The 13,517-nt window shown below is 72.1% G+C and carries 11 protein-coding genes and 1 pseudogene; 1 reads left to right on the plus strand and 11 read right to left on the minus strand.

Annotated elements, in window-relative coordinates:
• Window positions 1-48 precede the first annotated feature (48 nt).
• The gene (locus ACIF9R_RS25460) at window positions 49-1,245 is read right to left on the minus strand and encodes an RNA-guided endonuclease InsQ/TnpB family protein (RefSeq protein ID WP_399984352.1); all 1,197 of its coding nucleotides are present in this window, start codon (window positions 1,243-1,245) and stop codon (window positions 49-51) included.
• A gap of 158 nt (window positions 1,246-1,403) precedes the next feature.
• Between ACIF9R_RS25460 and ACIF9R_RS25465 the strand changes: the two genes are divergently transcribed.
• A complete protein-coding gene (locus tag ACIF9R_RS25465) occupies window positions 1,404-1,844 on the plus strand; it encodes a hypothetical protein (RefSeq protein WP_399984355.1) in 441 nt (146 codons plus the stop codon).
• A gap of 6 nt (window positions 1,845-1,850) precedes the next feature.
• On the opposite strand, the gene mug is transcribed toward ACIF9R_RS25465, so the two are convergent.
• From mug to bioD, 10 genes and pseudogenes are all read right to left on the minus strand, one after another.
• Window positions 1,851-2,399 (minus strand): G/U mismatch-specific DNA glycosylase, encoded by a 549-nt coding sequence (gene mug / locus ACIF9R_RS25470; protein WP_399984609.1) that lies wholly within the window; start codon window positions 2,397-2,399, stop codon window positions 1,851-1,853.
• Window positions 2,396-3,838 (minus strand): adenylosuccinate lyase, encoded by a 1,443-nt coding sequence (gene purB / locus ACIF9R_RS25475; protein WP_399984358.1) that lies wholly within the window; start codon window positions 3,836-3,838, stop codon window positions 2,396-2,398. Before purB ends, mug begins: the two co-directional genes overlap by 4 nt.
• A gap of 78 nt (window positions 3,839-3,916) precedes the next feature.
• Window positions 3,917-4,693, minus strand: coding sequence for an SGNH/GDSL hydrolase family protein (locus ACIF9R_RS25480; RefSeq protein WP_399984360.1), 777 nt, complete (start codon window positions 4,691-4,693; stop codon window positions 3,917-3,919).
• A gap of 59 nt (window positions 4,694-4,752) precedes the next feature.
• Window positions 4,753-5,766 carry a hemolysin family protein gene (locus ACIF9R_RS25485; RefSeq protein WP_399984363.1) on the minus strand — a complete coding sequence of 338 codons (1,014 nt, stop codon included), beginning with the start codon at window positions 5,764-5,766 and terminating at the stop codon, window positions 4,753-4,755.
• Complete coding sequence (locus tag ACIF9R_RS25490; RefSeq protein WP_399984366.1) at window positions 5,763-7,130, minus strand: hemolysin family protein; 1,368 nt, start codon at window positions 7,128-7,130, stop codon at window positions 5,763-5,765. The genes ACIF9R_RS25485 and ACIF9R_RS25490 overlap by 4 nt, the downstream gene beginning before the upstream one ends.
• Window positions 7,131-7,289: 159 nt before the next feature.
• Window positions 7,290-7,715, minus strand: a complete 426-nt coding sequence (locus ACIF9R_RS25495; RefSeq protein ID WP_399984368.1) for a GNAT family N-acetyltransferase — start codon at window positions 7,713-7,715, stop codon at window positions 7,290-7,292.
• A 70-nt stretch (window positions 7,716-7,785) separates the two neighbouring features.
• Window positions 7,786-10,353, minus strand: a complete 2,568-nt coding sequence (locus ACIF9R_RS25500; RefSeq protein ID WP_399984371.1) for an ABC transporter permease — start codon at window positions 10,351-10,353, stop codon at window positions 7,786-7,788.
• 4 nt (window positions 10,354-10,357) lie between these two features.
• Window positions 10,358-11,149: an ABC transporter ATP-binding protein gene (locus ACIF9R_RS25505; protein ID WP_399984373.1), complete on the minus strand. Its 792-nt coding sequence runs from the start codon at window positions 11,147-11,149 to the stop codon at window positions 10,358-10,360.
• A 387-nt stretch (window positions 11,150-11,536) separates the two neighbouring features.
• Window positions 11,537-12,235: a class I SAM-dependent methyltransferase gene (locus ACIF9R_RS25510; RefSeq protein ID WP_399984376.1), complete on the minus strand. Its 699-nt coding sequence runs from the start codon at window positions 12,233-12,235 to the stop codon at window positions 11,537-11,539.
• A gap of 567 nt (window positions 12,236-12,802) precedes the next feature.
• A pseudogene (gene bioD / locus ACIF9R_RS25515) lies at window positions 12,803-13,516 on the minus strand (dethiobiotin synthase); the annotation flags it as partial.
• Window position 13,517 lies beyond the last annotated feature (1 nt).

Below are 13,517 nucleotides of genomic sequence, written 5' to 3' on the forward strand. Positions count from 1 at the left end.
GGTTTACTGGACCCTTGACTTCCTCCCCCTCCTGAAGGAGGGGGATTCCTACGGCTCGCGCCGTGGGGTTTTCTGCTTCATCGCCGACTGCCCGCCCGGAGTACTCCGTTGAGGTCTTACACCAGCTCCACAGACAGACGCCGTCAGCCCGACGGCCAGAATGTTCTTTGCCGCGTTCACGTCCCGGTCGTGGGTCGTCCCGCAGTCGCACGTCCAGGTGCGGACGTTCAGCGGCATCCTGTCCTGCAAGGTGCCGCAGGTCGAGCACAGCCTGGAGGAGGGGAACCACCGGTCGATCGCGATCACTTCGCGGCCGTACCATCGGGCCTTGTACTCCAGCATGCTCCGGAATTCCGACCATGCCGCGTCGCTGATGGCCCGGGCCAGGCTGCCGTTCTTCACCATGTTCCGGACGGTGAGGTCCTCGATCACGATCGTTTGGTTTTCACGAACGAGCCGAGTGGTGAGCTTGTGCAGGTGGTCACGCCTGCGGTCGGTGATACGGGCGTAGACCTTGGCGACCTTCTGCCGGGCCTTGCGACGGTTTGCGCCGTCACCCTTGGCTTTACGGGCAAGCTGCCGCTGGGCCTTGGCGAGACGGGCACGGTCGCGGCGCTCGTAGCGGGGGTTGGAGACTTTCTCACCGGTCGACAGAGTCAGAAGGTGGTCGAGCCCGACGTCGATGCCGACGGCCGCGCTGGTGGCGGGGAGCGGCTTCACGGACGGGTCCTCGCACAGCAGGGACACGTACCAGCGCCCGGCTGCGTCCTGGGACACGGTCACCGTCGACGGCGACGCCCCCTCCGGGAGGGGACGGGACCACACGATGTCGAGCGGCTCCGCCATCTTCGCCAGGGTCAGTTTGCCGTCCCGAAACCGGAACGCGCTGGTGGTGTACTCCGCCGACTTCCGCGACTTCTTCCGCGACTTGAAGCGCGGGTACTTCGCACGCTTGCCGAAGAAGTGGGTGAATGCCGTCTGCAGGTGCCGCAGGGCCTGCTGGAGCGGGACGGAGGAGACCTCGTTGAGGTAGGCGAGTTCCTCAGTCTTCTTCCAGGCCGTCAGCATCGCCGACGTGGCGTTGTAGTTCACCCGTTCCTGCCGCGTCCACGCTTCGGTGCGCGCGGCGAGGGCGAGGTTGTAGACCTTCCGCACGCATCCGAACGTGCGGGACAGCTCGGCTGCCTGCGCGTCGGTCGGATGGAAGCGGTACTTGAACGCCCGCTTCACGTGGGTGGTCTTCACGGTTCACATACTACCGCATCAGTTTGTGGCGGAGCGTGCATAGTTGGGTGGAGACGACCAGTCGCCTTGGCGGCGATTGCTCTTTCCCTGTCCTGCTTCGCAGGGGCTTCGTTTCCTCCTCGCCCCAAAGGATGGGGTATCCACGAAGGGGAATACCGATGAACATCGCACAGCACATCGCCCTCATCGACGAGCTGTGCTTCCGCCCCTTCCCGGCGGAGCACGGCCCGTCGGACGTCGGCTTCGGGGCGCCCGGTCACCATGTGGCGATCCTGGAGAGCGGCCCCGGCCCGTGCGACGGCGACCCGGCCGAGCGGGCGGTCACGGTGGACCAGTTCGAGAAGGACCGGGACGCCGTCCACGAGGTGCTGGCCTCGCGCTGGGGGGACGTCAGCCCCTTCAACCTGCAGACGGTCCTGCTGCGCACCGACGGGGAGGAGATACCCGAGCCCTGGGCATGGCTCTGCGCCCGCGCGGACGTGGCGTGGCTGTGGGAGGTCGGGGGTACCGGCCGCTGGGCCGTGGTGGCGGTCGCCGACCGGGACCCGGGCGACGAGGTCCACCTGCTGGCGGTGGTCACGGACACCGCCCCGCCCTGAGCGCCGTCACCCCTGCGCCGCGGCCTCCCGCAGCCGGCCGAACTCCTCCGCCAGCGTGGCCGGCGTCCAGTGCGCGTTCAGCCCGCTCGGGTTGGGCAGCACCCAGATGCGCGTTTCGCCGATGGTCCGCGCCTGCGGTCCCACGCGCGCCTTCCTGTCGTCGAACGCCGCCCGGTACGCGGTGACCCCCAGCACGGCCAGCCACCGCGGACGGATCCGGGCCACCTTCCGGGCGAGCAGCCGCCCGCCCTCCCGGTACTCCTCGGCGCTCAGTTCGTCGGCCCGCGCGGTCGCCCGCGCCACCACGTTGGTGATGCCGAGCCCGTACGACAGCAGCTCCCGCTGATCCGAGGGCGGCAGCAGCACGGGAGTGAATCCGGAGCGGTGCAGCGCCGGCCAGAAGCGGTTGCCGGGGCGCGCGAAATGGTGGCCGGTCGCGGCCGTCATCAGGCCCGGGTTGATGCCGCAGAACAGCACACGCAGGCCGTCCGCGACCACGTCCGGTACGAGGCGGTCGCGGGCGGCCTGGAGCTCCTGCTGGGTGAAGCGCGTCAGAGGATCGCCCCGGGGGCGTATCCGGCGGCCTCCGGGTACCGCTTCACGATCTCGTCGATACGGCCGGTCACGGCGGTGACCTGGTCGCTCGCGGCGCCCGTGAAGGACAGCCTGTCCGCCATCAGCGCCTCCAGCTCGGCCCGGCCGAGCGGCAGCCGCTCGTCGGCGGCGAGCTTGTCGAGGAGGTCGTTGCGCTCCGCGCCCTGTTCCCGCATGGCGAGGGCCGTGGCCACGGCGTTCTCCTTGATCGCCTCGTGGGCGACCTCGCGGCCGACGCCCGCGCGAACCGCGCCCATCAGTACCTTGGTGGTGGCCAGGAACGGCAGATAGCGGTCCAGCTCGCGGGCGACGACCGCGGGGAAGGCGCCGAACTCGTCGAGCACCGTCAGGAATGTCTCCAGCAGTCCGTCGAGGGCGAAGAACGCGTCCGGCAGCGCGACCCGGCGCACCACCGAGCAGGACACATCGCCCTCGTTCCACTGGTCGCCCGCCAGCTCGCCCGTCATCGAGGCGTAGCCGCGCAGGATCACCATCAGACCGTTGACCCGCTCGCAGGAACGGGTGTTCATCTTGTGCGGCATCGCGGAGGAGCCGACCTGGCCCGGCTTGAAGCCCTCGGTGACCAGTTCGTGCCCCGCCATCAGCCGGATGGTCTTCGCCAGCGACGACGGCGCGGCGGCCAGCTGCACCAGCGCGGTGACGACCTCGTAGTCAAGCGAGCGCGGGTAGACCTGGCCGACGCTCGTGAACGCCTGCGCGAAGCCCAGGTGAGCGGCGATCCGCCGCTCCAGCTCGGCCAGCCGCTCCGCGTCCCCGCCGAGCAGGTCCAGCATGTCCTGAGCCGTACCGACCGGGCCCTTGATGCCGCGCAGCGGGTAGCGGCCCAGCAACTCCTCCAGCCGGCCGTACGCGACGAGCAGCTCGTCGGCGGCGGTCGCGAACCGCTTGCCGAGCGTGGTGGCCTGCGCGGCCACGTTGTGCGAGCGGCCGGCCATGACCAGTTCGCCGTACTCACCGGACAGCCGGCCCAGCCGCGCGAGCACCGCCACCGCGCGGTCACGGATCAGCTCCAGGGAGAGCCGGATCTGCAGCTGCTCGACGTTCTCGGTCAGGTCGCGGGAGGTCATCCCCTTGTGCACGTGCTCGTGCCCGGCGAGGTCGTTGAACTCCTCGATCCGGGCCTTCACGTCGTGGCGGGTGACCTTCTCGCGCTCGGCGATCGAGGTCAGGTCGACGGTGTCGAGCACCCGCTCGTAATCGGCGATCGCCGCGTCGGGCACCTCGATCCCGAGGTCCTTCTGGGCCCGCAGCACGGCGAGCCAGAGCCGGCGCTCGAGCTTCACCTTCTGCTCGGGCGACCAGAGCGTGGCGAGCTCGGCGGAGGCGTAGCGTCCGGCGAGGACGTTCGGGATACGGGGCTTGGCGGGCGCAGCAGTCACGTGTACGGAGTTTACTGGCGATTCCCGCAGGCCGGCGCCACCGGGTGGTTCGGAGGAAGCCACAAGGGCGCGGACCGGCTACGGGGTCTCGTAGGGCAGCAGGTCGGGCCGCTTGGGCCGCAGGCCGTCGCCCGAGGAACGGCCGGTGAGCCGGCGGCCGATCCACGGCAGGAGGTGCTGACGGGCGAAGCGGGCGTCCGCGGCCCGGCGCGCCACCCAGCGCGGCGGCAGCGTCGCCTCCGGGGGCAGATGCCACTCGGGGTCCTGCGGTGCGTAGCCCAGCGCCTGCCACACCGCCTCGGTGACCCTGCGGTGCCCGTCCGCGGTCAGATGCAGCCGGTCCACGTCCCACAGCCGGGGGTCGCCGAGCGCGGGCGCCCTGTAGAGGTCGACGACCAGCGCGCCGTGCTTCTCGGCGAGCTCGTCGATACAGGCGAACAGCGCCTCCATGCGAGGCCGGAACCGCTCCAGGACCGGCCCCTGACGGCCCGGGCTGCGCATCAGTACCAACTGCCCGCAATGCGGGGCCAGCCGCTCCACGGCCTCGGTCAGCAGATCCCGCACCCGCACCATGTCGCACGTGGGCCGCAGGGTGTCGTTGAGCCCGCCGACCAGGGTGACGACATCGGCCCGCATGGCCGCGGCGACCTCGACCTGCTCGTCGACGATCTGCCGGATCAGCTTTCCGCGCACCGCGAGGTTCGCGTACCGGAAGCCGGGAGCGGTGGCCGCCATCCGGGCGGCCAGGAGGTCGGCCCAGCCGCGGTACGTGCCGTCGGGGCGCAGGTCCGACATGCCCTCGGTGAAGGAGTCGCCCAGGGCGACGAGGCTGCTGTGGGTGGGATTCGTCTGCATGGCGACAGAGATGGTATCCCCTGGCACATACCCAGCGGTCGGTCGGGCGGACCGCCGGGTCAGGCCCGCTGCCCGAACAGCTCCCGCAGGACGTCCTCCATCGTCACCAGCCCCGCCAGCCGTCCGTCGGCCCCCAGGACGGCCGCCAGATGCGTACGGCCGCCGCGCATGGCGGTGAGGACGTCGTCCATCGGGGTGCTCTCCCGCACGCGCGCGATGGACCGCATGTCCGACAGCCGGAACGGCATGTCGCGGGGTGAGGCGTCCAAGGCGTCCTTCACATGCAGATAGCCCACGATCCGGCGCTGCTCGTCCACCACCGGGAAGCGGGAGAACCCGAACTCCGCCGACAGCTGCTCCAGACCTTCCGGGGTGACGCCCACGCGCGCGTAGATCACGCGCTTCAATGGCATCACCACGTCCCGCACCGGCCGCCGGCCCAGCTCCAGCGCGTCGTGCAGCCGCTCCTGCGCACGGTCGTCGATGAGTCCGGCCTCACCGGAGTCCTTCACGATCTGGGCCAGTTCGGCGTCCGAGAACGACGCGACGACCTCGTTGCGCGCCTCGACCCGCAACAGTTTCAGCAGCGTGTTGGCGAAGGCGTTGATCGTGAAGATCACCGGTCGCAGCGCACGGGACAGCGCCACCAGGGGCGGCCCCAGGACGAGCGCGCTGCGGACCGGTTCGGCGAGCGCGACGTTCTTCGGCACCATCTCGCCGAGCAGCATGTGCAGATACGTCGCGACGACCAGTGCGATCACGAAGGACACGGCGTGCCCCGCGCCGGCCGGGACGCCCACCGCGTGGAACACCGGTTCCAGCAGATGCGCGATCGCCGGCTCGGCGACGATGCCGAGGACCAGCGTGCTCAGCGTGATGCCGAGCTGCGCGGCCGCCATCAGCGCGGACACATGCTCAAGGCCCCAGAGCACGCTCTTGGCGCGACGCTCGCCCCGGTCGGCGTACGGCTCGATCTGGCTGCGGCGGACCGAGATCAGAGCGAACTCGGCGCCGACGAAGAAGGCGTTGACGACCAGCGTCGCCAGACCGATCAGCAGTTGTACGACGGTCATCGCCGCGCTCCCTCGTCGTCCACGGTCCGTTCCGTGCGCCGCTCCGTGCCGGTCCGGTCACCGGGGGGCGCGTGCAGCAGGACGCGTGCCGCGCGGTGGCCGGAGGCGTCCACCACCTCCAGCCGCCAGCCCGCGACCTGAAGGGTGTCGCCGACGTCCGGGATCCGGCCCAGTTGGGCGGCCACCAGCCCGGCGAGGGTCTCGTAGGGCCCTTCCGGCGCGCGCAGCCCGACCCGGGCGAGCTGGTCCACGCGCGCGGCGCCGTCGGCCGAGAACAGTGTCCGCCCGTCCTGGTCGGTGCCGGCCCGGTCCAGGTCGGGGGTCTCGTGCGGGTCGTGCTCGTCGCGGACCTCGCCGACGACCTCCTCGACGATGTCCTCCAGGGTGGCCACCCCCGCCGTGCCGCCGTACTCGTCGATCACGACGGCCATGGTGCGCCGCCCGGAGAGCCGGTCGAGGAGCCGGTCGACGGTGAGCGATCCGGGGACCAGGAGCGGTTCGCGCATCAGTTCCGACACCGGGGTCAGGGCACGGCGCTCCGCGGGCAGCGCCAGTACGTCCTTGACGTGTGCGGTACCGACGACGGCGTCGAGGGTCTCGCGGTAGACGGGGAACCGGGACAGCCCGGTCGCCCGGGTCACGTTCGCCACGTCCTCGCAGGTCGCCCGCACCTCCAGGGCGATCACCTGGACACGCGGGGTCATCACGTTCTCCGCGGTGAGGTCCGCGAGGTTCAGCGTGCGCACGAACAGCTCGGCGGTGTCCGGCTCCAGGGCGCCCTCCCTGGCGGAGTGCCGGGCGAGCGCCGCCAGTTCCTGGGGCCCGCGCGCGGACTCCAGTTCCTCGGCCGGTTCCACACCGATGCGGCGCACAATGCGGTTGGCCGTGTTGTTCAGGTGGGTGATGAACGGGCGGAACGCGGCGCTGAACCAGCGCTGCACGTTGCCCGCCCGCTTCGCCACGGCCAGCGGTGACGAGATCGCCCAGTTCTTCGGCACCAGCTCGCCCACCACCATCAGGAAGACGGTCGACAGCGCCGTGCCGATCACCAGTGCCAGGGAGCGCGCCGCCGAGCCGGATACGCCGATGTCCTCCAGCGGGCCCGCGATCAGTGCCGCGATCGACGGCTCCGCGAGCATGCCGACCACCAGGTTGGTGACCGTGATGCCGAGTTGCGCGCCGGAGAGCTGGAAGGTCAGGTTCCGTACGGCCTTGAGCGCGCCCGCGGCGCCCCGCTCGCCGCGTTCGACGGCTCGTTCCAGCTCTGCCCGTTCGACCGTGGTGAGGGAGAACTCGGCCGCCACGAACACGCCGCAGGCGAGTGAGAGCAGGATCGCCGCCAGAAGGAGGAGCACTTCGGTCATCGGGTCACCCCTGTCCCATGGTCGGACAGAACGGGAGTGGATGCGCGGTGTCGCGGACCGGGAGGCTCGCCCATGGGTGGACGCACACAACCTTTCATGGAGGACCGGGTGGCCATCCAAGGGTAAAGGACCGGCAAAGAATGGCCGTCGGACTGTGGATCAGCCGGTGAGGGGCTTCACCCAGCGCCGCCACCGTTCCTCCGGCGCATACCCCGCGGCGCCCCACGCATGATGCGCGGTCTCGTTGCGCTGGAGCACCATCGCGTCCGCCCGGCGCCCGCCGAGGCGCAGAAACCTCTCCTCCGCGGCGCTCAGCAGCGCGGAGGCGACCCCCCGACGACGGCGGTCCGGGTGCACCGCCAGCCGGTAGAGGTGGCACCGCCACCCGTCGAAACCCGCGATCACCGTGCCGGCCAGTCCACCGTCGGTCTCGGCGAGGATCAGCGCTCCGGGATCACGGGCGACCAGCCGTTCCACCCCGGCCCGGTCGTCGCTGATGCTCGTGCCCTCGGCGGCCACCTTCCAGAACGCCAGCACATCGTCGAGATCCTGGGGCCCGGCGGCCCGTATCCGCAGCTCACTCATGCGCCGATTCTCGCCACCCGGTGGTGCGGCCGACGCGGAATTCCACGATCCGGACCGGCCGCCGCGCGGCTCACTCGTGGGCGATGGCCTCCAGCACGTTCATCCGCGACGCGCGCAGCGCCGGCAGCAGAGCCGCCGCGATGCCCACCACGGCCGCCCCGATCACCACCGCGGCGACGGTGCCCCACGGGATCGCGAGGGCGGTCATGCCCTGAAGTGCCAGGACCTGCTGGATGCACAGCCCCCACACCAGCCCCAGGCCGAGGCCGAGGATCGCGCCGAACACCGCGATCACCACCGACTCCAGCCGGATCATCCGCCGCAGCTGCCGACGGGACAGGCCGATCGCCCGCAGCAGGCCGATCTCGCGCGTGCGCTCCACCACCGACAGCGCGAGGGTGTTGACCACGCCCAGTACCGCGATGACGATCGCCAGACCCAGCAGCGCGTAGACGAGGTACAGCAGGACGGCGATCTGCTCGTGCACCAGCTCCTTGTAGTCGGCCTGGTCACGGGCCTTCACCTGCGGATACGGGTCGAGCGCCGCGTCCAGCCGGTCGCGCAGGTCGTCCACGCTCGTCCCGTCGGCCGCGTTGACGTACAGCGCGGAGTCCTGCCCGCCCGGCACGTACTCCTCGACCGTCGCGATGCCGAAGACCAGCCCGCCCTGCATCCCGAAGCCCTCGCCGCCCTCCACATCGGTGAGAGCGGCCACCGTCAGCTCGGTGCTCCTGCCGCCGGGGAACTCGACCGGGACCGTGGTGCCCATACGGACGTCGTGCTCCTCGGCGAAGCCGGCGTCCATGGAGATCGCGCCGTCCGCCAGGGCCGCCGCGGTGTCGCCGCTCGTGTACGTCACGCGCGCGACGTCGTCCACCCGGTCGTCGTACCCGGCCGCGGTGGTCTCGATCCGCTCCCCGTCCGGCAGCCGCACCGCCACCGGCGCGAACCGCTGCCGGACGACCAGCCCCACACCCTCCGTGTCCCGCACTCGGTCGGTGACTTCCTGGGGGAACGGCATGAAGTTGGCGTTCTGGATCACGAAGTCGGCGCCCAGAGTGCTGTCGATCTGCTCGTCGAAGGACTCGGACATCGAGGCGCTGGCCACGGACATCCCGCCGACCAGGGCGAGCCCCACCATCAGCGCGGCGGCCGTCGCGCCGGTGCGGCGCGGATTGCGCAGGGCGTTGCGCTGGCTCATCCGCCCGACCGAGCCGTACAGCGCGGGGAAGGCCCCGCCCAGCACCCGGATCACCGGCCGTACCAGCAGCGGACCCGCGACGACGGTCGCGATCAGCGTGAGTACCACCCCGAGCCCCAGCAGCGAGGCCGCGGAGGAGGTGTCGGAGGCCAGCACGCAGCCCGCCAGCGCCCCCACGCCGAGCACGCCCACCACGGATCCCGCCACCGCGCGGGTGCGCAGCGGCCGTCCCGCACCGGCGGTGTCGGCGGCGGCCAGCGCGGCCATCGGTGACACGGCCGCCGCGCGGCGGGCCGGGAGATACGCCGCGACGAAGGTGACGCCCACCCCGACGGCGTACGCCGTGATGGGTGTGGCCCAGCCGACGACCATCTCCGTGCTCTTCAGGTTCATGCCGAACGCGCTCATGAGCCGGATCAGACCGAAGGCGAGCCCGATGCCGGACGCCAGACCCAGCGTCGAGCCGACCACGCCGAGCAGCACCGCCTCGGTGAGCACCGACCGGCGCACCTGCCGCCGGTCCGCGCCGAGCGCGCGGAGGAGGCCGAGTTCACGGGTGCGCTGGGCGATCAGCATCGAGAAGGTGTTGACGATCAGGAAGATCCCGACGAGCACCGCGATCCCGGCGAAGCCGAGCATCACCCACTTGATCACGTCGAGGAATCCGCCGAGCTCCTCGGCGGCCGTCTCCGCCGTCTCGTCGGCCGTCCGCACCTGGTAGGCACCGGCGCCCAGTTCCGCGGTGACCTGCCGCTTGAGCTGTTCGTCGGAGACACCGGGCGCGGCGATGAGCGAGATGGAGGTCGCCCGGTCCGCGGCGCCCAGCAACTGGGCGGCGGCGACCTCGGGGTCCAGGAAGACCAGGGCGGCGCCCGGGTTGGTGGTGGTGAACGTGGCGATGCCGACAACCTCCACCCGGAAGGTGCCGGGCTGGGCCTGGACGGACAGCGTGTCGCCGATCTCCACGTCCTTGGACGCGGCGGTGTCCGCGTCCAGCACGGCCTCGCCGCCACCGCGCGGGGCGCGGCCGGAGGTCAGCTCCACGACGCTGAGCTCGGTGACGTGCCAGTCCACCGCGATGGTGGGCGCGCCCGTGGTCGGTCCGACCGGCTCGTTCTCGCTGTCGACGACCGTGAGGTTCTGGACATCGACGTCGGAGTGGGCCGACTCGACACCGTCGAGCCGGGAGAGCTGTCCGGCGAGGGCGGCCGGCAGGGTCCGCACGGCTCCGGTGGGCACCGACGACTCCAGGTCGTCCCGGGGGGCCACGGTCACATCCGCGGAGGTGGAGGCGAACAGCCGGTCGAAGGTGCGGGAGACCGTGTCGGAGAAGATCAGGCTGCCCGCGACGAACGCCACGGACAGCACGACGGCCAGGGCGGACAGCACCAGCCGCCCCTTGTGCGCGAGGAAGCTCCTCAGCGTTGCCTTCAGCACGGCGTCAGTCCTTCTCGGGTGCGCGGGTCACGTCGAAGCGCTTCATCCGCTCCAGTACCGACTCCGCCGTGGGCCGGGGCATCTCGTCCACGATCCTGCCGTCCGCGAGGAAGAGCACGAGGTCGGAGTGGCCGGCGGCGCCCGGGTCATGGGTGACCATGACGACGGTCTGGCCCAGCCCGTCCACGGCCTCGCGCAGGAAGCCCAGCACCTCGAGACCGGCCCGTGAGTCGAGATTGCCGGTCGGTTCGTCCGCGAAGATCAGCTCGGGTCGCGAGGCCAGCGCCCGCGCGCAGGCCACCCGCTGCTGCTGGCCACCCGACAGCTGAGCGGGCCGGTGCCGGAGGCGGTCCCGCAGGCCCAGGGTGTCGATGACCTGGTCCAGCCACTTCTCGTCGGGCTTCTGGCCCGCGATGTCCATGGGCAGGGTGATGTTCTCCCGCGCGTTCAGGGTCGGGATGAGGTTGAACGACTGGAACATGAACCCGATCCGGTCCCGCCGCAGCCGGGTCAGTTCGCGGTCCTTCAGCCCCGTGATCTCGGTGTCTCCCAGCCACACCTGTCCGGCGGAGACGGTGTCCAGGCCCGCCAGGCAGTGCATGAGCGTGGACTTCCCGGAGCCGGACGGCCCCATGACCGCGGTGAACCGTCCACGCGCGATGTCCACGTCCACCGCGTCCAGGGCGACCACGGCTGTCTCGCCCGAGCCGTACGCCTTGGTCAGGCCACGGGCACGGGCCGCGATCCCGTCACCCGGCGCGACGCCGGGTGCGTGCTCCGCAGCTGATGTGGACAAGGCCGCCTCCTCGCGCAGGGACATCCGGTCGTGTGTCGCGCCGAGGGTAGTGTGATGCCACCCACAGGCGATATCCCCCGTGAGTGCGGGACCGTCTCCGTCCCAGGTCTGGTCCCCGATACCGGTGTAAGGGGCACGTTTCTCGCCCGGGTCGCGGCACGTGCCGCCGCCCGCGTCCCCGCGCCGGGCTTCGAGGGAGGGAGAGGGCGAGGACCCACCCCGGATCACGGATGGGGGTGCCTTCGCCGCTGCCGTCGCGTACGCCGGTCCCGTGGCCGGTGGACAGAGGGGCGTGTCGTCGTCCCGCCCGAGCGGATGCGCGATCCGGGCCGGCCGGCCGAGAGCGGGGAGGCGGCGGTGGCGCGTCCGCGCCGCTGGACCGGGTGATCAGTCGCCGGCGGCGGTGTCGTCCGCCGGCCGCCACGCGGTGCCGAGCACGCAGTACGACTGGGGCAGGGCCGGTCCCTTCTCGGGCATCATCATCCGCCGGTAGGGGCCGAGGTCGAACCCGGCCTCCCGCAGCGCCCCGACCGGGTCCCGCGCCACATGGCATCCTCCCGCCAGCGGCGGCCACACCGTGCGGTCCAGTGCCCGCTGAGTGAGGTGCATGATCCGGCCGCCGCCCCGGCCGTGCTCGAAGAACCGCACCTCGCCGCCCGGCCGCAGCACCCGGCGGACCTCCGTGAGCGCCCGTGTCACGTCCCGCACACTGCACAGCACCAGAGAGAGCACCACCGCGTCGAACGCCTCGCTCTTGACCGGCAGCGCCTCCGCCACGCCCGGCGCCACATCGACCGGCACCTCGGCGCGCAGTGCGGCCTCCACGGCCAGCGCGCGCAGCGCCCGCTCCGGCTCGATGGCGACGATCTCCGAGACGGCGTCCGGGTAGCGCGCGAAGTTAAGCCCGTTGCCCGCACCGACCTCGATCACCCGCCCGGACAGCCCGTCGAGCAGCCTGCCGCGCACGTCCGCCATCCCCAGGCGGGTCTCGGCGGCGACACTGGCCCGGGCGTAGTAGCGGGCGAACACCGGGTGGTGCACGGGATCCCGCGTCGTTCTCGCGGAGCGGGCGGACCGCAGGTGCATCGGGACCTCCCGAGGACGTACCTATGGCGATTCTCCCCCCGGACCCGTCCGGCGAACCCCCGGTCCTCACCGCGGCACCGCCACGTACCACCGGGAGGAGGACCGCACCGAGGCCGGCACCCGCGGCCCCTGCCGGTGCCCCGCCCGCACGGCTCCTCCGGCCCGGCCGGCCGCCCCAGGTTCCCTCCGGGCGGGGCACCGGCCGGTGGAGCGTCGCCGCGGGGAACTCGACGGGGCGGCGGGCGCCGGCCTCGGCCGCGCACGGCACCCGGGCCCTTCCGCTGTCCGGCAGCTGTGCGGCGGAGGGCATGCGCTCATCCGGGTTCGTCCGGCCAGGTGTGGGGGTCGGTCGTGCACCCGGGTCCGCGCGGGCCGTACCCCCCGTGCCGATCACCGCGAGCCCCCGGGCGTGGTGTCGCCGGGGGCTCGCCGCTGTCACGGGCCCGGTGTGTCCGTCATGTCGCCGGAGCCCGGGCTCGTCCCTGCCGGGCGCCGGTGTCCGGATGCCGGGGCGGCCAGGGTGTCGGCCCTCCCTGCCGGGACGGTGTCCTCGCCCCACCGCCGACAGGGGGCCTCGCGTACCCGGAAGACCTCGGCGTCCCAGGTTCCCTCCAGGCGGGGAGCCAGCCAGCCGGGCGCCGACGTGCAAAACCCGTTCCGGTCCAGGGCGCCCGCCCCGGCCGGTACGGCGCCCAGCAGTGGAGCCCCCGTCACGTCCGGCAGGTCCAGCAGATTGCAGCGCGCCGCCAGATCCGGCTCGTCGGGCCAGCTGCCGATCACCACACCCGCCAGGTCGAGCCCTCGCCCGCGCACTTCCCGGGCCGTCAGCTCCGTGGCGTTCAGGGTGCCGAGGCCCGCCGGCGCGACCACCAGCACCGGCGCGGACAGCAGCGCCGCCACGTCCGCCAGTGTCCCGCCGGCCGCGTCGAACCGTACGAGCAGCCCGCCCGCGCCCTCCACCAGCACCAGATCGTGCTCGGTGGCGAGCTTGGCGGCCCGCTCCGCCACCTCGTGCGGATGCACGGGTGCCCGGCCGGCCCGTCGGGCCGCCGTGGCCGGCGCCAACGGATCGGGATAGCGGGCGAGTTCGGCCGTCGTCACCGCACCAGCCAGCCGTGCGACCTCCTCGGCGTCCCCGGGCTCGTCCGGCCGCAGGCCGGTCTGCGCCGCCTTGAGCACGGCGACCGACCGGCCGGCCGCCAGGGCGGTCGCGGCGACCGCCGCCGTCACCACCGTCTTGCCGACCTCGGTGCCGGTCCCCGTGATCACCATCACCGGCATG

The organism is Streptomyces sp. NPDC086080, from assembly GCF_044540255.1.
In the GTDB taxonomy this organism is placed as follows: domain Bacteria; phylum Actinomycetota; class Actinomycetes; order Streptomycetales; family Streptomycetaceae; genus Streptomyces.